This window comes from Actinophytocola sp. (genome assembly GCF_035942955.1).
In the GTDB taxonomy this organism is placed as follows: domain Bacteria; phylum Actinomycetota; class Actinomycetes; order Mycobacteriales; family Pseudonocardiaceae; genus DASYTH01.
Genome location: NZ_DASZCQ010000285.1, coordinates 1 through 22,487, shown reverse-complemented (window position 1 = coordinate 22,487; position 22,487 = coordinate 1). Strand labels below are relative to the sequence as shown.

Below are 22,487 nucleotides of genomic sequence, written 5' to 3'. Positions count from 1 at the left end.
GCCGGGAGCGACCAGAGACACCAGGAGCGGACGCAAGGCCACGGGTGGGCCGGCCTCGCGGGGAGCGACCACGAAGCACTAGGCGCTGGCCGGCGGCGCCGCGTGCCGGGGGCTCATCTCCACCCGGCAGCGATGGGCGAAGGCCAGCGCGGCGTAGGCCAGGTCGCTGGCGAACTCGTGGGCCTTGGCGACCCCGCCCTTGCCCTGTCCCACGGTGAACGTGAGTTGTTCACCGCCGTAGTCGATGACCAGTCCCGGGGTGTTGGGGCGCAGCACGACCAGCCGCGAGGAGAACTCCCGGTCCCCGTCGATCGTCACCTTGCGGCGGTCGTTCGTCCGCTCGAACCAGTTCGTCTCGATCGGCCCGGTGCCCTCGGCCACGGCCGGTCCAACGGCCCGCTGCTGCTGGCTGAGCAGTCCCCTGATCTCGGCGAGCAGCTCCACCTCGGTCGGCTCGCGCGGCAGGGCCTTCGCGGTCAGCGCGCGCCGCAGCTGGAGCTCCTTGACCGGCAGGACAATGAGGTAGTAGACCACCGTTGCGATGATCATGAAGCCGGCCAGCGCAGTGAGGATCGCCCCGAAATCCATTTGGGTCTTGAGGTTCCCCTCCACGAGAGAAACGGACAGACCGGTGGCATTCGACCCGCCGAGGGCCGCGAACAATGGTCCAATCCAATTATTCACGAGCGTGGTGACCAACGCGGTGAACGCCATGCCGATGGTCACGGCGACCGACAGATGGATCACGTTCCCCCGCAGGAAGAAATCTCTGAAACCCCTGAACACGCGTGCGTCTCCCTCCATATGAACCCGGCCGTGTTCGAAACTTCGAACATCGTTCGGTGAGTCACCTCGCACGCACAGTATCGATCATCGCACTGTCTACATAAGACCCGACATGAACAAAATTCTATAACATGTTCCCACTTTTGGGTGCCTAATACGATTCCCCTACTTACCAGAAGTAACATTAGGGGCCGGATCCCTATCCCCCTAAATGGCTCAACCGAACAGCGCCGGCAAGGTGCTCTCCCAGACGGCGCGCAGCTCGTCGAGCCACAGGGTGCACAGGCCCTCGATCTCCAGCGTGCCCCACGTCGGCACGACCACGCCCAGCGTGCGCACCGGAACCTCGCCGCACAGCGCGGTGAACCGGTCCACGGCCTCGGGCGGCACGGCGACCACGACCCGCCCCGCCGACTCGCTGAACAGCTGCACGAACGGGTCGCCATCGAGGGTCACCCGGCAGCCGGTGTCGCCGATCAGGCAGGCCTCCACAAGCGCCTGCGCCAGCCCGCCGTCGGAAAGGTCGTGCGCGGCGGAGACCAGGCCGGCCCGCGCACCGGCCGCAAGGACCTCGGCGAGCCGCTTCTCGTGCGCCAGATCGACCGCCGGCGGCCGCCCGCCGAGGTGGCCGTGCACCACGTGTGCCCACTCCGAGCCGGCCAGCTCCTCCCGGGTCTGGCCGAGCAGCAGCAGGGTGTGCCCGTTGGCCTCGCCGAACCCGCTGGGGATCCGCCGGGCCACGTCCTCGATCACGCCGAGCACGCCGACCACCGGCGTGGGCAGGATGGCCGTGGACCCGGTCTGGTTGTAGAAGCTCACGTTGCCGCCGGTGACCGGGATGCCGAGCAGCGCGCACCCGTCGGCGAGGCCGCGCACCGCCTGCTGGAACTGCCACATCACGCCCGGATCCTCCGGCGAGCCGAAGTTGAGGCAGTTCGTCACCGCCACCGGCCGCGCCCCGCTGCACGCCACGTTCCGGTACGCCTCGGCCAGCGCCAGCTGGGTCCCGGCGTACGGGTCCAGCCGCACGAACCGGCCGTTGCAGTCACAGGACAGCGCCACCCCGCGGCCGGTCTCCTCGTCGATGCGGATCATGCCGGCGTCGTGCGGCTGGGCCAGCACGGTGCCGCCGCGCACGTACCGGTCGTACTGCTCGGTGACCCAGCGCCGGGAGGCGAGGTTGGGCGAGGCGGCCATGCGCAGGATCGTCAGCCTGATCTCGTCCGAAGTGGATGGACGGGCGAGCGCGTCCGGAACGTTGGCCTGCAAGGCATCCTGGTCGGCCGGCCGCTCGATCGGACGCTCGTACACCGGACCCTGGTGGGCGACCGTGCGCGGCGGCACGTCCACCACGGTCTCCCCGTGCCAGGTGATCACCAGCCGGTCGCCCTCGGTGACCTCACCGATCTCGGTGGCGGTCACGTCCCACCTGGCGCACACCGCCATGAACGCGTCCACATCGGACGGACGGACGACCGCGCACATCCGCTCCTGCGACTCGCTGGACAGGATCTCCGCCGGCGTCATCCCGGCCGCGCGCAACGGAACCCGGTCCAGCACGACGTGCATCCCGCCATCCCCCGCGCTGGCCAGCTCACTGGTGGCGCAGGACAGCCCGGCGCCGCCGAGATCCTGGATGCCCACGACGAGCCCCTTGGCGAACAGCTCGAGGCAGCACTCGATGAGCACCTTCTCCGTGAACGGGTCGCCCACCTGCACGCTCGGCAGCTTCTTGCGACCGGAGCTGTGCCCATCCCCGTCGTCCGCCGTGCTGAATGAGTCCGAGGCCAGCACGGACACCCCGCCGATGCCGTCCAACCCGGTGCGCGCACCGAACAGGATGACCTTGTTGCCGGTGCCCGAGGCGTGCGCCAGGTGCAGGTCCTCGACCCGCATCGCGCCCACGCACAGCGCGTTGACCAGCGGATTACCCTGGTAGGACGGGTCGAAGACGACCTCACCGCCGATGTTGGGCAGGCCGAGGCAGTTGCCGTACCCGCCGATGCCGGCCACCACGCCGGGCAGCACCCGCTTGGTGTCCTGCGCGTCCGCGGCGCCGAACCGCAGCGGGTCCATCACCGCAAGCGGCCGCGCGCCCATGGCAAGGATGTCCCGCACGATCCCGCCGATCCCGGTGGCCGCGCCCTGGTACGGCTCCACATAGGACGGATGGTTGTGCGACTCCACCTTGAAGGTGACCGCCCACCCGTCGCCGATGTCCACCACCCCGGCGTTCTCCCCGATGCCGGCCAGCATCGTGGCCCGCATCTGTTCGGTGGTGGTCTCACCGAAGTAGCGCAGGTGCACCTTGGAGGACTTGTAGGAGCAGTGCTCGCTCCACATCACCGAGTACATGGCCAGCTCGGCGTCGGTGGGCCGGCGGCCGAGGATCTCCCGGATCCGGGCGTACTCGTCGTCACGCAGCCCCAGCTCACGGTACGGCTGTGGAGCATCCGGCGTGGCACGGGCGTGCTCGACGGTGTCCACGGAAACGGCGGTCACTGGCACGCTCGCAGCCTATAAGGTGCAGGTCATGACCGACGGCCCGAGCCTGCTGGACACGGTGCTCGGCCTCGCGCCGGCGCAGATCATCCACGTCGCCGCCCGGCTTGGCCTTGCCGACCACCTGGCCGGCGGGCCGAAGACCGGCGCCGAGCTGGCCACCGCGACCGGCAGCCACGGCCCGTCGCTGCACCGGTTGCTGCGCGCGCTGGTCTGCCTCGGCGTCGTGACGCAGGCCGACGGGGACCGGTTCGCGCTTGCGCCCCGCGGGATGCCGCTGCGCAGCGACGCCCCGGACTCGATCCGGTCGCTGGTCCTGCTGTACTGCTCGGAGCGCGGCTGGCGCAGCTGGGGTGCGCTCGAGTACGGCATCCGGACCGGCAAGGTCCCGGCGGAGCACGTGACCGGGATGCCGGCGTTCGAGTACTTCGCCGCGCACCCGGAGCTGGGCGCGGAGTTCAACGCGGCGATGGCCGAGTTCACCCGGTCGATCGCGCCCGCGGTCATCGGCGGGTACGACTTCGCCAGGTTCGGCACGCTGGTCGACGTCGGCGGCGGCAACGGGACGCTGCTCGCGGCGATCCTGTCCGCGGTGCCGAGCCTGCGGGGCGTGCTGTTCGACCTGCCCCACGGCGTCGAGCACGCGGCCGCCACGCTGGCGAAGGCCGGCGTGGCCGGCCGGTGCGAGGTGGTCACCGGCGACTTCTTCGACTCGGTGCCGCCGGGCGCCGACGCCTACCTGCTCAAGAGCATCGTTCACGACTGGGACGACGAGCGGTCGGCGGTGATCCTGCGCAACTGCCGCACCGCCATGGCCGACGGCGGGGTCGTGCTGGTCCTGGAGCGGATGCTGCCCGACCGGTTGTCCCCGGCCAACACGGGCGCGGTGCTCAGCGACCTCAACATGCTGGTGTTCACCGGCGGCCGGGAGCGCACCGAGGCGCAGTACCGCGCCCTGTACGCCGCGGCCGGCCTCGAGCTGGCCGAGGTGGCCGGCCCGTTCGGCGACTACTTCGTCATCGTCGGCACGAGGTCGAGCACGGAGTAGAACATGCCGAGGCCGTCGGCGGACGGGCCGGTGAGCGGGTCGATGGCGTGCTCCGGGTGCGGCATCAGCCCCACCACCCGGCCGTTGGGCGAGCAGATGCCGGCGATGTCGCGCACCGAGCCGTTGGGGTTGCCGCCGGCGTACCGGAACACCACCCGGCCGTCCCACTCCAGCTTGTCCACAGTGGACTTGTCGGCCACCCACCGGCCGTCCATGTTCTTGACCGGCACGACGAACTCGGCCCCGAACTCGTAGCGGCTGGTCCACGCGGTCGTGCTGTTCTCCACCCGCAGGCGCTGGTCCCGGCAGACGAAGTGCAGGCCGCCGTTGCGCACCAGCGCGCCGGGCAGCAGCCCCGCCTCGCAGAGAATCTGGAAACCGTTGCAGATGCCCAGCACCGGCATGCCGCGGCCGGCCGCCTCGATCACCGGGCCCATCACCGGGGCGAACCGGGCGATCGCGCCGGCCCGCAGGTAGTCGCCGTAGGAGAAGCCGCCCGGCACGATCACCGCGTCCACGCCGCGCAGATCCTCGTCGGCGTGCCACAGGGCCACCGGCTCCGCGCCGGCGTAGCGCACCGCCCTGGCCGCGTCGACGTCGTCGAGCGTGCCCGGGAAGGTGATCACCCCGATCCTGCTCATGTGTCCACCCTGCGCACGACGAAGTCCTCGATCACCGGGTTGGACAGGAACCCCTCGGCGATCTTGGCGAGGGTCTCGTCGTCGACCGAGTCGTCGACCTCGAGCTCGAAGTGCTTGCCCTGGCGGACATCGGACACGCCCTCGAATCCCAGGCGGGGCAGCGCCTTGGCCACCGCCTGCCCCTGCGGGTCGAGGATCTCGGGCTTGGGCATGACATCGACAACAACTCTGACCACGGCCAGAGCGTACCTGAGCTGGGTGTTCGCCCTACGCGGATCACCTGGCGCCCGGGTGTCGGGCGCGCCAGGGTGGAGCTCATGCGACTACTTGTGCTCGGTGGGACGGTGTTCGTGGGCCACGCGGTGGCCGCCGAGGGGCTGCGGCGCGGGCACGAGGTGGTGTGCGCCGCCCGGGGCGAGTCCGGCCCGGTGCCCGACGGGGCGAAGCTGGTCAAGGTCGACCGGGACCGGCCGGACGGCCTGGCGCCGCTGACGGGGGAGAGCTTCGACGCGGTGGTGGACATCGCCACCGTCTCCTACCCCTGGGTGGACCGGGCGCTGCGGGCGCTGGCGCACCGGGTGCGGCACTGGACGTTCGTCTCGACGATCAACGTCTACGCCGACAGCGCCGTACCCGGCGGCCGTCCCGACGCCGAGCTGCTGGAGCCGATCCAGCGCCACGCCACCCGGGAGAACATGGAGACCGAGGAGGGGGTCGGCCTGTACGGGGGAATCAAGGTCGCCTCGGAGAACGCGGTCCGCGAGGCGATGGGCGACCACGCCTTCGTCGTCCGCCCCGGACTGATCACCGGCCCCGGCGACGACCACGACCGCTTCGGCTACTGGCCGGCGCGCTTCTCCCGCGGCGGCCGGGTGCTCGCGCCCGACGTGCCCGACCAACCGATGCAGTACATCGACGTGCGCGACCTGGCCGCGTGGATCCTCGACGCCGCCGAGCACGACCTGGCCGGCACCTTCGACGCCATCGGCCCTTCCGTGCCCCTTCCCACGCTGCTCCGCGACATGGCGGACATCGTCGGCGAGGACGTCGAGTTCGTCTGGGCCACCCCCGACCAACTCACCGCCGCCAACGTCGACACCTGGGCCGGCCCGCGGTCCCTGCCGTTCTGGCTCCCCCCGACCCACTTCGGCATGGCCGGCCGCGACCCCCAACCATCCCTCGACGCCGGCCTGCACATCCGGCCACTCGAAGATGCGGTGCGCGCGGCGCTGGAGCACGAGCGGGCGCTCGGCCTGGACCGGGAGCGCAAGGCAGGCCTGACCCTGGCGGAGGAAGCGGAGATCATCGCCGCGCTGTAACGCCGGTGCGCCACAGATCGCATAGCCATAACCGACGGCCGCGCCGCGCGCGGCGCGCGGCCGTCGGTTCCCACACTGCGATCTTGCAGCTATACCCACTCAGCCCCCACCGCTCCCGGCAAGGCTCCGGCAAAGTCGTCGATGGCGGTGATGCGGCTGTTGATCGCTGTGGTGATGTGGTGCCGCGCTGCGCGCGTGGCGTGGGCACCACGTGACGACAAAAGATCACCAGCCCGTCTCGGGTGGGGTTAGTCATCCGGCGCTGTCTGTGCCCAGGTTCCGGTCGCCGGGTTGGGGTAGCCGGGGTGTGCGGAAGGTCGGGTTCGAGAAGGAGCATGTGGCCGGCAGTGGCGGCCCCGTGCGGGCCGGTGCGCCGCAGGTCGCGGAGCTAGAAACGACGGCTGCGCCGCGCGCTGCGCGCGGCGCAGCCGTCGGTTATCACGCGGCGATCTTGGCAATCGTGCCGCTATAGCCACTCAGCCCCCACCCCAGTTGGGTGGGGGGTGGGTTCGTGGGCAGTTTACCAGCGGAAACGCAGCGGGGCGTGGAGATGATCTTGGCTGTGGACAACGTCGGGTGCTGTGGACAAGTGGGTTGTCTTGTCGCGGTTCGGGCGCGGGGGCAGGATCGGTGGGTTGGGTGCCGAGGAGGTCGTGATGGCGGATTCGTACGACTACGTGGTGGTGGGGGCCGGGAGCGCGGGGTGTGTGCTGGCGAACCGGCTGTCCGAGGATCCGGGCCGGACGGTCCTCCTGCTGGAGGCCGGCGGGGAGGACGACGCGGACGAGATCCGCATTCCGGCGGCGTTCCCGGCGCTGTTCAAGACGAAGTGGGACTGGAACTACGAGACGGTCGAGCAGAAGCACCTGGGCGGGCGGCCGGCGTACTGGCCGCGGATGAAGGCGCTGGGCGGCTGCTCGTCGATGAACGCGATGATCTACATCAGGGGCAACCGGGCCGACTACGACGGCTGGCGGGACCGGCACGGGGCGACCGGGTGGGGCTACGACGACGTGCTGCCGTACTTCATCAAGGCGGAGAACAACTCCCGGCTCAACCAGCCGTACCACGGCACCGACGGTCCGCTGCACGTCGAGGATCGCCGCTACACGCATCCGCTGTCGCATGCCTGGGTGGAGTCGGCGACGGCCTGGGGGCTCAAGCCGACCGACGACTTCAACGGCGCGGAGCAGGAGGGCGCCGGGCTCTACCAGGTGACCTGCCACAAGGGACACCGCTGGTCGACCGCGGACGCGTACCTGCGGCCGGCGCTGGACCGGCCCAACCTGACCGTGCTCACCCACGCGCTGGCCACCCGGGTCGTGCTCGACGGCACCACGGCAACAGGCGTGGCCTACCTGCGGCACGGCGAGGAGCACACGGCGCGGGCCGACGGCGAGGTGATCCTGGCCGGCGGCGCGGTCAACTCCCCGCAACTGCTGCTGCTGTCCGGCATCGGCCCGGCCGAGCACCTGCGCGAGCTGGACATCGACGTCGCGGTGAACCTGCCCGGCGTCGGGGAGAACCTGCACGACCACCCCGCGGCCGGTCTGCTGTGGACCACCCGGGACACCACCGACCTGGTCGACCTGGCCACCACCCGCCGCCTGCTCGGCTGGAAGGTCACCGGCCGCGGCCCGTTCGCCTCCAACATCGGCGAGGCCGGCGCGTTCTTCGCCACCCGCGACGACCTGCCCGCCCCGGACATGCAGATCCACGTCGCGCCGTCGCTGTTCTACGACAACGGCCTGCACGAGCCCACCGAGCGCGGCTTCACCGCCGGCGCCACCCTGATCGACGTGGCCTCCCGCGGCCGCCTGCGGCTCCGCTCGGCCGACCCCCGCTGGCGTCCGGTCATCGATCCCGCCTACTACTCCGACCGCGCCGACTTCGACGCCATGCTCGCCGGCCTGCGTGCGCTGCGGGAAATCGCCCACCAGCTCCCGATCTCCCGCTACCTCGACAAGCCGTTCAAGCCGGCGAAAATCGACGACGCCACCGACGAGGAGCTGGCCGACCACCTCACCGAGGTCACCCAAACCCTCTACCACCCGGTGGGCACCTGCGCGATGGGCACCGGCGAGCAGGCCGTCGTCGACCCCGATCTTCGGGTCCGCGGCACCGAGAACCTCCGCGTGGTCGACGCCTCGATCATGCCCACCGTTCCCCGCGGCAATACGAACGCCCCCACGATCATGGTGGCGGAAAAGGCGGCCGACCTTATCCGGAACCCCTCGTAGGAAAGCGATGTCACATCGCTCCTACGTAGGAAGGCAATGTGACATCGCTTGGAAGTCGACCAGGTACGGTCAGAGGAGGAACTTGTGTGACGCGTTTTCGTTGGACGTCACGTTGAGGTTGCGCCAGGTGCCGGCCGCAACGTTGTCATAGGGGCCGCCGTAGTAACTGTTGAAGTACACGCGTACGATCCTGGAACTGCGGTTCCAGGCCGACATGGCGTTGTTCTTCATGCAGTCGCCCTGCCCTAGCCCGTCGGACTTGAACACGTAGCACGACGGCAGCGACGAGCCATAGTTGTCGAGCGAGCTGGTGAAATCCGACAGGGACTCCTGACGATCGATAAACCAGTAGAAACAGATCTCCCCCACCTCACAGACTCCGTTGCGCGGCGTTGCCGCCGAAGCCGTCGTCGGAGCGATCCCGAGCAGCATCGTGGCACCCGCCACGGCGATCGCCGCGCGAACGAGGCGTCTTTTGGTCGTCATTTTCGCACTCCAATAGTTGCCCTCAGGACAATCGATGCACCCGCGGTTCAGGACGCTACGAATGGGCGCCAACAGCCCGCTAACAACCCGCTAAGCCGCGAAGTTGCGACGCACCGCGCACGGGCCCTTACGTCTTGTGACCGCGGTCGTTACCCTCGCGACTAGGCTCACTGTGCGATGGATCCTCGGAGCTGGTGGGAGGCGCCGGGGCGAATTCCCCGCAGGGAGGTCGGGTGCAGTTCGGCTTGCTCGGACCCGTCGAGGTTCGGCACAACGGGCGTTCCCTCACGATCCGAAGCGGCCGGGAGCGGCTCCTGCTCGCCGTGCTGCTGCTCAACGCCGACCGGTTGACGCAGGTCAGCCGGCTGGTCGACGCGCTGTGGGACGACCCGCCACGTTCGGCAAGGGCACAGCTGCACAACATGATCAGCAGCCTGCGCCGCAGGTTCGGGAGCGGCGCCGACGAGCTGATCGTGACCCGCCCCGCGGGCTACGAGCTCCGCCTCGGCGGTCACGACCTGGATGTGGTGCAGTTCCGCCGGCTCGTCGACCGCGCGCGGCAGGCCGCGTCGGATGGCGACCATCGGCTGGCCGTGTCCCTGCTCGACACGGCCAACTCGCTGTGGCGGGGCCCCGCGCTGACCGATGTCACCGGCGAGTGGGCCGAGCTGACCCGCCAGGCGTTGCACGAGGAGCGGCTCGCCACCACCGAGGCCTGGCTGGACGCGGCGCTGATGGTGGGACGGCATGACGACGTGCTGCGCGCGCTTCCCGTGCTGATCGAGGAGAACCCGTACCGGGAACGCCTGCACGAGGCCCGAATGGTGGCCCTGGTCGGCGCCGGACGCCGCGCGGACGGCCTGGCCGCGTACCGGGAGACGTACCGGCGGTTTGTCGACGACCTCGGAGTCGAGCCGGGACCGCGCCTCAAGGAGCTCGAGCAGCGCATCCTCCGCGAGGAGACCGTGATCCCGGAGCCCGTCGTGCAGCTGCCGACACCCCGGCAGCTTCCCCCGGTCACGACCGTCCTGACCGGACGGGAAAAGCTGATCGGCGAGCTGTGTGCCGAGCTCGGACCGCGGGACCAGCCACCCCGGTCGATGGTTCTCCTGGTCGGCCCGGGCGGGGTGGGCAAGACGACCCTGGCGCTCGCGGTCGCGCACCAGGTCAGCGGCTCGTTTCCGGACGGGCAGCTGTACGCGAACCTGCGCGGCACCCAGGACGAACCCGCCGACGGGCACGGCGTGCTCGGCAGGTTCCTGCGGGCGCTGGGGGTGACCGGGGCCAACCTGCCCGACGACCCCGAGCTGCGGGTCGCGCTGTACCGGAGCAGCGTCGCCGGCCGGCGGATGCTGATCGTGCTGGACGACGCGGCGAGCGAGGAGCAGATCCGGCCGCTGCTCCCCGGCACGCCCGGCTGCGCCACGCTGATCACCTCCCGGCGCCAGCTGGCCGCGCTGGTGGGGGCGGCACGGTGGACGGTCCCGATGCTCGCGCCCGATGCCGCGACCGGGCTGCTGTCCACCGTGGTCGGCGCCGAGCGAGCCATCCGGGAGCCGGACGCGGCCGCCGCGATCGTCGACCTGTGCGGTCACCTTCCGCTGGCGGTCTGCGTCGCCGCCGCCCGGCTCGCGGTTCGTCCGGAGTGGACGTTGGAGGAGTTCCGCCTGCTCCTTGCCGAGCAGCGCCGGCGGCTGGACGAGCTCGCCGTGGGAGATCTGGACGTGCGGGCCAGCATCGGGCTCAGCTACGAGGCCCTGGACCCGTTGCCGCGCCTGCTCTTCCGGCGCCTTGGGCTGATCACCGCGCCGGACTGGCCAACCTGGGTGGCCGTCGAGCTCCTGGGCGAGACCCCACGATCGCCGGTGGAGCGGATGCTCGACCAGCTGGCCGACACCCACCTCATCGAGGCACGTGGCCGCGACGAGCTGGGCCAGCCTCGCTACCGGCTGCACGACCTCGTCGCGGACTTCGCCCGCGAGCGCGCCCTGGCCGAGGATGCCGAGCCGGAGCGGGTCGCGGCGCTGTCCCGGGTGCTGACCGGCTGGCTGGCCCTCGCCACCGAGGCCGACGAGCGCATCGATCACGGCATGATGTTCGCGGCCGGGCTGGACTGCCCGCGTGCGGCCCCCGAGCCGGCGCCGGAGGTCGTCCAGGCGCCGGCGAGGTGGTTCGAGACCGAGCGCGTCAACCTCGTGACCGCGGTCGACCAGGCCTGCCGGATCGGGCGCGCCGACCTGGCGGGCGGGCTCGCGCTGCGCATGGCCGGCTTCCTCACCGTGCGTTCCTACGACGACGACCGGGACCGCACGCTGAGCCAGGCGATCCCGCTCGCCCGGTCGCACGACGACCGTCTCCTGATCCGCCTGCTGGGCGCGCAGTTCGCGGTGCGCGCCCAGCGGGACCGGTACGCCGAGCTGCCCGAGATCATCGCTGAGGAGCTCGCGGTCGCCCGCCGGCTCGGCGACCCGCGCAGCGAGTTCAACGCGTTGACCCACGCCGGCCGCACGGCCCGCATGCTCGGCCGGTTCGCCGACGCTGCCCGCTGGCTCGAGGAGGCGCTGGCGACCGCGCGCCGCACCGGCCTGACCGGCGTGGCGATCTCCCGCGCCCTGCACTACCTGGCCAGTGTGCACACCGATCGCGGCCGGCCGGAGGCGGCCCTGCCGCTGCTGGAGGAGGCGCTCGAAATCTCCAGGGCCGCGACCGGCGCCCGCACCACCGCGATCTACCTGCACAGTTACGGCCGCTGCCTGATCGAGATGGGCCGCCTGACCGACGCGGTACGCACGCTCGACGAGGCGCTGGCGACCGCGCGGGACATCGGCGACGATCGCGGTGCGGCCTGGGTCGAGCACGCTCAGGCGGACCTGGAGATGCGGCTCGGGACGTGGAGCTCGGTCGCGTCCCGGCTGAACTCGTCGCTACAGGTCCAGGAGAAGGTGGGCGACCAGGAGGGCACCGCCGAGGTGCTGCGGTCGCTCGGCGACCTCGCCGCGGTCCAGGGCAGACCGCGGGACGCGGTCACCATGCTGCAGCGGTCCCTGACGATCTGGCGCCGCCTCGGCAATCGGCTGGAACAGGCCAGGACGCTCGCCCACCTCGAACGGATCCACCGTGCCGGCAAGGATCGTGCGGTCTGTCGCGAGGAATGGGAGGCCATCCTCGCCGACCTCCAGCTTGACCGGGCCTGCCTTCGCCTCCCGCCGTATCTGCCCGCCGAGGGTGGTTGTTAGCGGCTTCTTAGCGGACCGTTGCAGTGTCCGGACACCTGCGCACCCATGAGGAGGTATCCATGTCCGCTCGCCGGACGCTGACCGGAGCGCTGACCGTGCTGGCGTTGACCGTCGGCGCCCTCGGCTGGAACGCCGGCATCGCCCTGGCGGAACCCGCCGCACAGACCGTCACGATCCCCGGTGACCCCGACGACCTTCCTCCGGGTTGGTGCGAGGACTGCCAGTGACGCGGGTCTGCGTGCGTTCCTCAGGTGCGCTTGCCGTGCAGGAGGGTGATCAGCTTGGCCACCCGGGCGTCGGTTTGGGCGGTGCGGCTGAATGAGGTGAGCACCATCGGCGGGCGGAAGCGTTGGCGGGCGATGGCTTTGGGACGGGCGAACTCCCTCAGCCCCTCCGGGCCGTGGATGCGGCCGAAGCCGGACTCGCCGATGCCGCCGAAGGGGAGGCTGGGGATGGCGGCGAAGGCGATCACGGAGTTCACCGCGGTCATGCCGGAGCGCAGGCGGCGAGCCAGCTCCATGCCGCGCTTCTTGGCGAACACGCTGGCGCCGAGGCCGTACCTGGTGTCGTTGGCCTTGGCGACGGCCTCGTCCATGTCGCGGACCTTGGCGATGGTCAGGGTCGGGCCGAAGGTCTCCTCGCGCACGGCCTCGGAGTCCTCGGGGACGTCGACCAGCACGGTCGGCTGGACGTAGCGGTCGCCGACCGCCTCCGCGCCGCCGACCAGCGCCCGGCCGCCGCGGGCCAGGGCGTCGGCGATGTGCCGGCGGATCACCTCGAGCTGGGCCGGCATGGTGATCGGGCCGATCTTGGCCGCGGGGTCGGAGCCGGCCCGGACGGACTTCGCGGTCTCGACGACCTTGGCCACGAAGTCGTCGTAGACCCGCTCGTGGACGTACACCCGCTCCACCCCGACGCAGGTCTGACCGGCGTTGGACATGCCGCCCCACACCGCGGCGTCCGCGGCCGCTTCGAGGTCGGCGTCGGCGTCGACCAGCAGCGCGTCCTTGCCGCCGGCCTCGATCAGCACCGGGGTGAGGGTCTCCGCGCAGGCCGCCATGATCTTGCGACCGGTGGCCGGGGAACCGGTGAAGGCCACCTTGTCCACACCGGACCGGCACAGCGCCGAGCCGGTCGCCCCGTAGCCGGTGACCAGCTGCAGCACCGGGTGCTCGGGCACGACCTCGGCGAAGCTGTCGACCAGCCACTTGCCGACGCCGGGGGTGTACTCGCTCGGCTTGAAGACCACGGCGTTGCCGGCCGCCAGCGCGTAGATGATCGAGCCCATCGGGGTGAACACCGGGTAGTTCCACGGGCCGATCACGCCGATCACGCCGAGCGGTTGGTACTCCACGGTCGCCCGCTGGTTGGACATCAGCATGCCGCTCGGGCGCTTCTGCTCGCCGAGGACCTTGCGGGCGTGCTTGGCGGCCCAGGCGAGGTGGTCGATGGCCGGGATGATCTCGACCATCGCGTCGCTGTGCGGCTTGCCGGTCTCGGCGTGCACGACCTCGGCGAGCTGAGCGATCCGCCGGGTGAGGTAGCCCTTCCAGCGCCGCAGCCGCTCCGCTCGTTCGGCGAAGCCCAGCCCGGCCCACCAGGCGGCGGCCTCCCTTGCCCGCTCGACGGCGGCCCGCACGTCGTCGTCGGTGTGGATCGGGTAGGTGCCGACGACCTCGTCGGTGGCGGGGTCGAGGGAGTCGAAGGTGTCCCTGGCGACCGGCTCGGCCATGGCCGGCTTGCTCTGCACGCTGGTCATGCGGCCACGTTACCCCTGAGTAGCCACCTCCGCGATAGCCTGGCGACCGTGACCAAGCGACTGCGGCTCGTCCACTATGGACATTCGTGCGTGCTCGTCGACAGCGGGTCGGCCCGGCTGCTGTTCGACCCCGGCACCCTCTCCGCCGGCTTCGAGGAGCTGCGCGACCTGGATGCCATCCTGATCACCCACCAGCACCCGGACCATCTCGACGTCGACCGGCTGCCCGCCCTGGTCGAGGCCAATCCGGGGGTCACGCTGGTGGCCGATCCGGCCTCGGCGGAGGAGCAGATCGCCAAGCTGGCACTCACCGTGACCGTCGCCCGGCCGGGCGATGCCCTTGAGGTCGGCGACGCGGTGATCCACGCCGTCGGCGGGGAGCATGCCGTGACCCACCGCGACCACCGGATGCCGCCCAACCTCGGATACGTCGTCGACCACGGCGCCTTCTACCACCCCGGCGACTCGCTGTTCGTGCCCGAGCAGCGGATCGACGTGCTCGCGCAACCGGCCGACGCACCGTGGATGAAGGTGGGCGAGGGCATCGACTTCCTGCGCGCGGTGTCCCCGCGGGTCTGTGTGCCGATCCACAACGCCCTGCTGTCCGAGCTCGGGATGAGTGGCAGGGTGACCTGGTACACCGAGCTGGCCCCGGAGGGCACCCAGGTGCGGGTGCTCACGCAGCGCGAGCCTGCCGAGGTGTGATCACCTCGGGGTAGGTGACGCCGCCGGCGCCGTGGTGCAACGCGATGTCGACGGCGTCCAGCAGCGCCTGCCGGGAACCCGAGCGGACCAGGTCCATCGCGTCCGCGGCGAGCCGGACCAGCCCGCCCTTGCGGGCCTGGCGGGCCGCGCCAAGCACCAGGGCGTAGCACCACCACGGCTCGGTCCGGTCGCCGCGGCCGAAGCCCTGCACCCGTCCCCTGTGGACGGTGCCCCGGCGCAGGTCCCGCACTCCGGTAACGTCGGCGCACAGCGCAAACCCCTTGTGCCGCAACGCGATCAGCGTGCCCGGCGAGACCAGCCAGCGCGGTGGCGCGAACCCGTCGGCGACCAGCCCGACACGTTCCAGCGCCGCGATGGCCGCGGTCAACCGCAGGTTGGCCTCGTGGGCCGGCAGTGCGGCGAACTCGGCCTTGCGCCCGAGCGCGATCGTGCGCCCGCGCGGCTCGGCCGCGTGGTTGAAGCCGTGCAGCAGCAGCGCATCTCCCCGGCTCTGCCGTCCCCGCAGCCAGTCCACCGTCTCCGGTTCGGCGAATCCAGGCGCGAACAGCAGGGACAGCGGAACCCCACGGCGCGTCAGCTCCGCGGACAGCTCGGCACAGCGGTCCAGCATCCGGGCGCTGACCCCGGACAGGGAGACCACCAGGCGTGCGGCCATGCGCTCATTAGCCCAAACGCCGATGAAGAAATGCTCAAATGAAGATGGCACCGGGGATCGGCCGAGCGAAATCAGGAAGGCTCGCCATCCACTCGAGGCAAACTCCAGCACACGCCGGGCCCGCTCCCGTCGGCCACATACTGTCCCAGCCGGAATCACCCGAACGGATCACCACCCGTGACCTACGACTGGATCTCCTTCACCACCGACTACGGCCTCGACGACGGCTTCGTCGCCGCCTGCGCCGGGGTTATCGCCCGCATCGCCCCCGCGGTCCGGGTCCTGCACGTCACCCACACGATCCCGCCGCAGGACATCCGCCGCGCCGCGCACGTCCTGGCCCAGACCGCGCCCTACCTTCCCCCGGCCGTCCACCTCGCCGTGGTCGACCCCGGCGTCGGCACCACCCGCCGCCCCCTCGTCATCGTCACCCCGAACGCCCTGCTCGTCGGCCCCGACAACGGCCTGCTCGTCCCCGCCGCCGAGGCCCTGGGCGGCATCGACACCGCCCATCAGCTCACCGACCCCGCCTACCGCCTCCCCGACGTCTCCGCCACCTTCCACGGCCGCGACATCTTCGCCCCCGCCGCCGCCCACCTCGCCGCCGGCATCCGGCCCGCCCAGCTCGGCCCGGCCGTCGACCCCGCGACGCTGGTCCGCCTCCCCGACCAGGGAACCCTTGTCCACCAAGGAAAGCTCAGCACCGAGGTGCTCACCGCCGACCGCTTCGGCAACCTCCAACTGGCCGCCCGCCGGTCGCACCTCGACGCCATCGGCGCCGCCCCCGGCTCTTCGATCCGGATCGAGTTCGGCGACGACCACACCGCGAAGGCCACCGTCACCCGCACCTTCGCCGACACCCCGCCGGGAACCATGGCCACCTTCGTCGACTCCGCCGGCCACGTCGCCATCGCCGTCAACGGCGGCTCCGCCGCGGCCACCCTCGGCCTCGCTCCCGGCGCCCTCGTCACCCTGTGCCCGGCCTCATGGCCGGCGCGGAGCGGAACATGATGCGTCGTGTCGCTCCCGGGCGTCGGCGGGCGCGGAGGAGATCCGCGGGCTCAGGCGGCGGCCCACGCGGTCACGGTGACCTCGTCGCCGACGAAGATCTCGCCGCCGCGGAGGACGGACGCCTTCATGCCGAAGCTGACGCCGCCGTCCGGCTCGCGCCGGTAGCCGGCAAGGGTGCGCAGCGGCTCGGGGCCGGCCCGCTCGCCGGCGAGCTGGTCGACCGTGGTCACCACGCACCGGGTGTTCCGCTTGGCGTAGGCGATCTCGACCGTGCCGATGGACATCCGGCGCACCCGGTCCTCGGTGTGCGGCTCCGGCCACCCGGACACCACGACGTTCGGCCGGAACCGGTTCATCGGCACGGGATCCGCGCCACGCTCCAGGATGCGCGCGTTCAGTTCGTCTAAAGAGGACGGTGAGAGGACGAGCAGCGCGTTCGAGTCGGCGAAGCCGGTCCGGCCCGGCGTCTCCCCCGACCCCGCCCGGTCATGATCCGGCGGCACCCGGACAAGGCGGGCCGGCGCGCCGAGCACCGCGGAGAACCACTCCGCCGCGTCATCACCCTGGTCGATTCCCGTGCCGGCCCACCGGTGCACGGTGACCGGCCGCGTGGCGCCCTCGGCGCGCACCTCGAGCACCACGTCCTCGGCCCCGGGCGCGGCCAGCGCCAGCTTGGTGCCCTCGTGCAGGACCTGGGCCCGCACGACGGCCAGCCGGGCGATCTCGCGCTGGCTGATCAGCGTGCCGTTCGGATCGGTCACCATGAAGCTGCGGTCGTGCTCGAGCCCGGTCCCGGTGACCGTGGCGAAGTCGACGGCAACCCCGGCGCATCCCTTGATCGGGTAGTACGCCAGCGCGGAGACGGTCGCCATACCGTCAGGCTAGCCGCGCTACAGGATCGGCGCCGGTGAATATCCGATCTCCTCGCCGAACCCCGACAGCACGTCGGACACCCGTTTGACCACGGCCGCGACCTGGTCGCCGGCCACGCCGGTGAAACCGAGCCGGTCGGAAAGCAGCTCATCGAGCGCGGCCCGGTCCAGCGGGATCCGGTCGTCGGCGGCGAGCCGGTCGAGCAGGTCGTTGCGCTCGGTCCCGCGCTCCCGCATGGCCAGCGCCACCCCCACGGCATGCTCCTTGATCACCTCGTGCGCGGTCTCCCGGCCGACCCCTGCCCGTACCGCCGCGATCAACACGCGAGTGGTGGCCAGGAACGGCAGGTAGCGGTCCAGCTCGCGGGCGATCACCGCGGGGTAGGCGCCGAACCCGTCGAGCACGCTCATGAACGTCTCGAGCAGCCCGTCCAGCGCGAAGAACGCGTCCGGCAGCGCGACCCTGCGCACCACCGAGCAGGACACGTCGCCCTCGTTCCACTGGTCCCCGGCCAGCTCGCCGGCCATCGACGCGTACCCGCGCAGCACCACGGCCAGGCCGTTCACCCGCTCGCAGGACCGGGCGTTCATCTTGTGCGGCATGGCCGACGAGCCGACCTGGCCCGGCCGGAAACCCTCGGTGGCCAGCTCGTGCCCGGCCATCAGGCGGATCGTCTTGGCCAGGCTGGCCGGCGCCGCGGCCAGTTGCACCAAAGTGGACAGCACGTCGAAGTCGAGCGAGCGCGGGTACACCTGACCCACGCTGGTGAGCACCCGCTCGAAACCCAGGTGCTCGGCCACCCTCCGCTCCAGTTCCTCCACTTTGGACCGATCGCCGCCGAGCAGGTCGAGCATGTCCTGACCGGTGCCCACCGGGCCCTTGACTCCCCGCAACGGGTAGCGCTCGATCAGGTTCTCCAGCCGCTCGAAGGCCACCAGCAGCTCGTCGGCCGCGGAGGCGAACCGCTTGCCGAGGGTGGTCGCCTGCGCGGCCACGTTGTGCGACCGGCCGGCCATCACCAGATCGGAGTACTCCGTGGCCAGCCTTGCCAGCCTGGCAAGCGTCGCCGCCACCCTCCCCCGAACGAGCTCCAGCGACCGGCGGACCTGCAGCTGCTCGACGTTCTCGGTCACGTCCCGCGAGGTCATCCCCTTGTGGATGTGCTCGTGCCCGGCCAGCGCGTTGAACTCCTCGATCCGCGCCTTGACGTCGTGCAGCGTGACCCGCTCCCGGGCCGCGATGGACGCCAGGTCGACGATGTCCACGGCCCGCTCATAGTCCGCGAGCACCTCGTCCGGAACCTCCACCCCCAGCTCGGCCTGCGCGCGCAGCACGGCCAGCCAGAGCAGCCGCTCAAGCACCACCTTGTGCTCCGGCGCCCACAGCGCCACCAGCTCCGCCGACGCGTACCGGGCCGCGAGCACGTTGTCGATCCGGGCCTTCACACTCCGAAGGGTATCCGTCGGTCAGAAGGTCAACCGTGGGTCGGTGGCCAGCGCGACCAGCTGCTCCTCGGGCAGGTCCCGGGACACCTGGACGACCACCCCGTCGGTGCGGTGGTGCGCCACGAGGAGCTGACCCTCGTCGTACCCGGCGTCGACCCGGTACACCCGCACCTGGGAACCGTCGGACCTGGTTGTGCTCCGCAGCAGCCGGCCGGGGCCGGCCATCCGGACGCCGGGGTCGGTGCCGCGCTCGCGCATGACCGCCAGCCGGACGAAGCGCTCGGTGCCGACGAGGCAGTAGACGCTCGTCAGGCGGGCCTCGGCCGGTGCCATCCAGGCCATCGACCGGAGCCGCGCACCGGGCACATGGCTCGCGAGGACCTCGGGCACGGTCCGCTCGAGCCGCACGATGATCTCCACCGCCCCGGGGAACAGCGCCGGCTCCGGGCGCTTGGTGCTGTTGCGCGGATCCACCGTGCGCGTGGGCAACGGCGGCCCGCACGGCTCGGCGGGCGCCGTCGAGGTGGGCGTCGACGTCGGCCCGACCGGTGATCCGGCCCCCACCGGACCGTCATCGACCCGCGCCACCTGCAGGACCGCGACCGCGCCGAGGAACACGGTCGCGGACACGGCGGCGGACGCGCCGGCTACTGCCTTCCGCATGGCCGACAAGACTGGCAGGTGTTTCTACAGCGCCACACCATCGGCTGGTCAGAACGTCAGCCGGCGATCCGTGGCGATCGCGGTGAGCCGCTCCTGGGACACGACCGTTTCGTTCTGCCCGTGCACGGACTTGACGGCCGTGCGGACCAGCACCACGACGCCATCGGTGCGGTGGTGCGTCACCGCCAAGCCGCCCGAGTGTCAGTCACCGCAAAGTAGGTACGCGCTGCGCCGCAGGGCCGCGGCCCGGCTCCTGGCGAACTGCCGGAACCGGTCCTCGTCCGCCTTCCGCATGGGCACTCCCTTCGCACCGCGGCTACTTACGCCAAGCGGATCGCGAAGGTGGCACGGGCGGCTACAGCGACAGGGCGGGATCCGTGGCCAGGGCGACCAGCTGGTCGACGGTCACCGGGATGTCCTCGAGGTAGGTCGGCGCCGAGTGGGCGGTCGGGTCGTAGTTGTAGCCCGTCGCCCGCACGGCCGTGCCGTTGGCGCGGTAATGGGTGACCGACAGGATCGACGCCTCCCGCGCACCGCCCGACTCTTCCTTGATCACCAGGAAGCTGCCGTCCGCGCGCTTGTCCACCTTGCATCCGGGCGGCACATCCGCCGGGCAGTTCTCAACCGGGGACACCCCCTCGGCGCCGGGCGCCGAGATCCAGATGTCGACCGCCGACCGGGCGTTGTTCAACGTGAAACCGGTGAACGCCTCGAGGTAGGTCTGGCCGTCGGCGACCGCGCCGGCGGCCTCGCCCCCGAACTCGCCGGGCGCGATCTGGGTGGCATCCGGAACCACCTCGGCGAACCGCTTGCTCAAGTACTCCCACATCTCCGTGCCGCGCTGCCGGAGCTGCTCGGCCGTGTAGTGCGCGGGCGTGACGCCGGCCGGCGGCCAGTCAAGATCGAGCACCGGCTTGGGCGGCTCCACGCCCGACGGCGGGGTCGGCTTCCCGGTCAGCGGCACGCAGTCGAACGGCGCCGGCTCCTTGGGCTCGGCCGGCGGCACCACGGTCTTGGGCGCCTTGCCCGGCTCCACCTTCTTGGAGTCCGTGGGCAGCGGCGTCTTCGTCAGCTTCTCCAACGGCATCGTGGGCTTGGGGACCGTGGCGCACGGCGTGGCCGGCACGGGATCGTCCGGCCCCGGACCGGCGGGCCCGACCGCGCGGGGCACGCCGATGATCGTCGGCACGGCCACCGCCGCCACGGCCACGGCCGTCGTGGCCACCCCGGCCGCGACCAGGGTGCGGCGCCGCGCGCTCTCCCGGCGCGCCCTGGTGATCAGCATGTCCGGGTCGAACGACAGCGCCGGCTCGTCGACCAGCGCGGCCCGCAGACCCTCCCGCAACTCCTGCTCGCTCACAACGTCACCTCGGCTTCCATCCGCGCCACGAGGGCGCGCAGCGTCTCCAGCCCGCGCGCCGCCTGGCTCTTGACCGTGCCTTCCGCGCACCGCATGACCCTGGCCGTCTCGGCGACCGTGAGGTCGTCGAAGTACCGCAGCACCAGGACCGCGCGCTGCCCCTTCGGCAGCCGCAGCATGGCCTGGTGCACCAGGTGCTTCGCCCACATCCGGCCGGCGCTGACCTCCGGATCCGCCGCGACGTCGGCCATGTCGGGCAACTCGGCCCCGGACAGCTCCGACCGGCGGAACGGCCGGCGGCGCTCGTCCAGCCAGGTACGCAGCAGCACCGTGCGGGCGTAGTTGCTCAGGCTCTCCTGCTTGTGCACCTTCGACCAGGACCGGTAGATCTTGACGAGCGTGGTCTGCATCAGGTCTTCCGCCAGGTGCCAGTCGCCGCAGAACAGGAACGCGGTGCGGCGCAACGTGCCCGCGTGGCCGACCGCGAACTCCTTGAAGCTGTCGTCGTCGCGCTCGCGCATGAGGCTCCCTTCCGCCTATAGCTCACGACGGAAGGCGGTCCGGGGTTGCACGCGTCAGGTCTTCAGCGCGTCGGCCAGCATCGCCCGCGCCCGGCCGCGCGGGTCCGGGTTGACCTCGATCAGGGCGTTCACCACGGCGCCGTCGACCAGCGAGATGAGCTGCTCGACGCGGTGGTCGTCCACGTCGGCGCCGGACCGGACGAAAATCTCCTTGAGCAGGCCGCGCAACTCGGCGCCGAGGTCACGCATCAGCGCGCGCAGGTACGGCCGCCGGCCGGTGGCGACCAGCCGCTCGTAACGCAGCAGCACCGACTCCGCGTCGTGCTCGGACTCCGGCCCGAGCAGCAGCTCCAGCACCAACTCGACCAGGGTGCCCGGGCTGCGCTGCCGGGTGACCAGGTCGGCGAGGCACTGCCGGCCGCGGGCCAGCTCGCCGCGGCCGTGGTGCTCGACGGCCGCGGTGACCAGCTCGTCGAGCGACTCGAAGTAGTACGTGGTGGAGGCCAGCGGCAGCCCGGCCCGCTCGGCGACCGCCCGGTGCCGGACCGCGTCGAAGCCGCCCTCGACGAGCAGCGCGGCCGCGGCCTCGACCAGGGCCTGCCGGCGTCGCTCGCCCTTGGGCGTACTTGCGGTTGTCATGACCGGCAAATCGTGCCAGAGGTCAGACCCGGTTCTTCAGCTCGTCCACCATGCGCTGCAGATCGCTTTCGTACGGCGGATCCCCGCCGTCGATGTCGGGCTCGCTGACCAGGAGCACATGCCGGCCGTCCGGCGTCGACGCGCCGCGCACCGCCGTGTTGTCCGGCTGGCCGGCCACCGGGCTGGGGAGCTCGGAGCCCTTGGGGCTGACGACGAGGGACACTATCCCGCCGGGGACGCGGTAGGCGACGCCGCGCGAGCCGGTCGCGCACCGGATGTCGGCGGGAAGCCGGTCGGATATAGCGGCGGACGGGAGCTCGCCCGCGAGGGCAGCAGCGAGCTCCCGGTCCGCCTGTTCGCACCCACGAGGAGTGCTGGCGGACCCCGCAGGTCCGCCGTTCCCAACCGAGGAGTCCCCCTGCTTGGACCCCTCTGGCGGGAAGTTCTCTTGTTCGCCACGCTCCGTTGGTGCGGCCGCGGCAGCGTCTTCGTCTGGTAACTCGTATGGAGCAGCGGTTTCGTTACTGTCGTAAGTGCCGCCTTCTGCACTTGTTACCTGAGAGGGCGTCGGCCCCCC

At 71.4% G+C, this 22,487-nt stretch carries 22 protein-coding genes; 7 read left to right on the top strand and 15 right to left on the bottom strand.

What is annotated here, in order from left to right; all coding sequences use genetic code 11:
• Positions 1-78 precede the first annotated feature (78 nt).
• Positions 79-786, bottom strand: a complete 708-nt coding sequence (locus VGX25_RS28925; RefSeq protein WP_326921091.1) for an MscL family protein — start codon at positions 784-786, stop codon at positions 79-81.
• 216 nt (positions 787-1,002) lie between these two features.
• Positions 1,003-3,288, bottom strand: coding sequence for a phosphoribosylformylglycinamidine synthase subunit PurL (gene purL / locus VGX25_RS28920; RefSeq protein ID WP_326921121.1), 2,286 nt, complete (start codon positions 3,286-3,288; stop codon positions 1,003-1,005).
• Positions 3,289-3,319: 31 nt separating this feature from the next.
• Between purL and VGX25_RS28915 the strand changes: the two genes are divergently transcribed.
• Positions 3,320-4,336: a methyltransferase gene (locus VGX25_RS28915; protein ID WP_326921090.1), complete on the top strand. Its 1,017-nt coding sequence runs from the start codon at positions 3,320-3,322 to the stop codon at positions 4,334-4,336.
• On the opposite strand, the gene purQ is transcribed toward VGX25_RS28915, so the two are convergent.
• Both purQ and purS read right to left on the bottom strand, forming a co-directional pair.
• Positions 4,297-4,977, bottom strand: a complete 681-nt coding sequence (purQ, locus tag VGX25_RS28910) for a phosphoribosylformylglycinamidine synthase subunit PurQ (protein ID WP_326921089.1) — start codon at positions 4,975-4,977, stop codon at positions 4,297-4,299. The genes VGX25_RS28915 and purQ overlap by 40 nt on opposite strands.
• Positions 4,974-5,213, bottom strand: coding sequence for a phosphoribosylformylglycinamidine synthase subunit PurS (gene purS / locus VGX25_RS28905; RefSeq protein ID WP_326921088.1), 240 nt, complete (start codon positions 5,211-5,213; stop codon positions 4,974-4,976). The genes purQ and purS overlap by 4 nt, the downstream gene beginning before the upstream one ends.
• Before the next feature lie 81 nt (positions 5,214-5,294).
• Here purS and VGX25_RS28900 point away from each other — a divergent pair, with 81 nt between their 5' ends.
• Positions 5,295-6,296, top strand: coding sequence for an NAD-dependent epimerase/dehydratase family protein (locus VGX25_RS28900; protein WP_326921087.1), 1,002 nt, complete (start codon positions 5,295-5,297; stop codon positions 6,294-6,296).
• A gap of 656 nt (positions 6,297-6,952) precedes the next feature.
• Positions 6,953-8,536, top strand: coding sequence for a GMC family oxidoreductase (locus VGX25_RS28895; protein WP_326921086.1), 1,584 nt, complete (start codon positions 6,953-6,955; stop codon positions 8,534-8,536).
• Between the two features lie 69 nt (positions 8,537-8,605).
• On the opposite strand, the gene VGX25_RS28890 is transcribed toward VGX25_RS28895, so the two are convergent.
• The gene (locus VGX25_RS28890) at positions 8,606-9,022 is read right to left on the bottom strand and encodes a peptidase inhibitor family I36 protein (RefSeq protein ID WP_326921085.1); all 417 of its coding nucleotides are present in this window, start codon (positions 9,020-9,022) and stop codon (positions 8,606-8,608) included.
• Between the two features lie 233 nt (positions 9,023-9,255).
• On the opposite strand from VGX25_RS28890, the gene VGX25_RS28885 reads away from it, so the two are divergent.
• Complete coding sequence (locus VGX25_RS28885) at positions 9,256-12,258, top strand: AfsR/SARP family transcriptional regulator (RefSeq protein ID WP_326921084.1); 3,003 nt, start codon at positions 9,256-9,258, stop codon at positions 12,256-12,258.
• Between the two features lie 59 nt (positions 12,259-12,317).
• Positions 12,318-12,485, top strand: coding sequence for a hypothetical protein (locus VGX25_RS28880; RefSeq protein WP_326921083.1), 168 nt, complete (start codon positions 12,318-12,320; stop codon positions 12,483-12,485).
• A 20-nt stretch (positions 12,486-12,505) separates the two neighbouring features.
• Here the strand turns inward: VGX25_RS28880 and VGX25_RS28875 are convergent, their stop codons facing one another.
• A complete protein-coding gene (locus VGX25_RS28875) occupies positions 12,506-14,017 on the bottom strand; it encodes an aldehyde dehydrogenase family protein (protein WP_326921082.1) in 1,512 nt (503 codons plus the stop codon).
• A 60-nt stretch (positions 14,018-14,077) separates the two neighbouring features.
• Here VGX25_RS28875 and VGX25_RS28870 point away from each other — a divergent pair, with 60 nt between their 5' ends.
• A complete protein-coding gene (locus VGX25_RS28870; protein ID WP_326921120.1) occupies positions 14,078-14,722 on the top strand; it encodes an MBL fold metallo-hydrolase in 645 nt (214 codons plus the stop codon).
• On the opposite strand, the gene VGX25_RS28865 is transcribed toward VGX25_RS28870, so the two are convergent.
• A complete protein-coding gene (locus VGX25_RS28865; RefSeq protein ID WP_326921081.1) occupies positions 14,694-15,398 on the bottom strand; it encodes a DUF2334 domain-containing protein in 705 nt (234 codons plus the stop codon). The genes VGX25_RS28870 and VGX25_RS28865 overlap by 29 nt on opposite strands.
• A gap of 177 nt (positions 15,399-15,575) precedes the next feature.
• Between VGX25_RS28865 and VGX25_RS28860 the strand changes: the two genes are divergently transcribed.
• A complete protein-coding gene (locus VGX25_RS28860) occupies positions 15,576-16,409 on the top strand; it encodes an SAM-dependent chlorinase/fluorinase (protein WP_326921080.1) in 834 nt (277 codons plus the stop codon).
• 50 nt (positions 16,410-16,459) lie between these two features.
• Here the strand turns inward: VGX25_RS28860 and VGX25_RS28855 are convergent, their stop codons facing one another.
• The 8 genes from VGX25_RS28855 to VGX25_RS28820 all read right to left on the bottom strand — a co-directional run bounded on the left by VGX25_RS28855 (position 16,460) and on the right by VGX25_RS28820 (position 22,133).
• Entirely contained in the window at positions 16,460-17,281 is an 822-nt protein-coding gene (locus VGX25_RS28855) for an MOSC domain-containing protein (RefSeq protein WP_326921079.1), read from the bottom strand.
• Positions 17,282-17,299: 18 nt separating this feature from the next.
• Positions 17,300-18,727: an adenylosuccinate lyase gene (gene purB / locus VGX25_RS28850; protein ID WP_326921078.1), complete on the bottom strand. Its 1,428-nt coding sequence runs from the start codon at positions 18,725-18,727 to the stop codon at positions 17,300-17,302.
• 21 nt (positions 18,728-18,748) lie between these two features.
• On the bottom strand, positions 18,749-19,390 hold the full coding sequence (locus VGX25_RS28845) for a hypothetical protein (RefSeq protein WP_326921077.1): 642 nt from the start codon (positions 19,388-19,390) through the stop codon (positions 18,749-18,751).
• Between the two features lie 48 nt (positions 19,391-19,438).
• Entirely contained in the window at positions 19,439-19,579 is a 141-nt protein-coding gene (locus VGX25_RS28840; RefSeq protein ID WP_326921076.1) for a hypothetical protein, read from the bottom strand.
• Positions 19,580-19,745: 166 nt separating this feature from the next.
• On the bottom strand, positions 19,746-20,750 hold the full coding sequence (locus VGX25_RS28835; protein WP_326921075.1) for a hypothetical protein: 1,005 nt from the start codon (positions 20,748-20,750) through the stop codon (positions 19,746-19,748).
• On the bottom strand, positions 20,747-21,271 hold the full coding sequence (locus tag VGX25_RS28830) for a SigE family RNA polymerase sigma factor (RefSeq protein ID WP_326921074.1): 525 nt from the start codon (positions 21,269-21,271) through the stop codon (positions 20,747-20,749). The genes VGX25_RS28835 and VGX25_RS28830 overlap by 4 nt, the downstream gene beginning before the upstream one ends.
• A gap of 54 nt (positions 21,272-21,325) precedes the next feature.
• The gene (locus VGX25_RS28825) at positions 21,326-21,910 is read right to left on the bottom strand and encodes a TetR/AcrR family transcriptional regulator (protein ID WP_326921073.1); all 585 of its coding nucleotides are present in this window, start codon (positions 21,908-21,910) and stop codon (positions 21,326-21,328) included.
• Between the two features lie 22 nt (positions 21,911-21,932).
• Positions 21,933-22,133 (bottom strand): hypothetical protein, encoded by a 201-nt coding sequence (locus VGX25_RS28820; protein ID WP_326921072.1) that lies wholly within the window; start codon positions 22,131-22,133, stop codon positions 21,933-21,935.
• Positions 22,134-22,487: the final 354 nt, after the last annotated feature.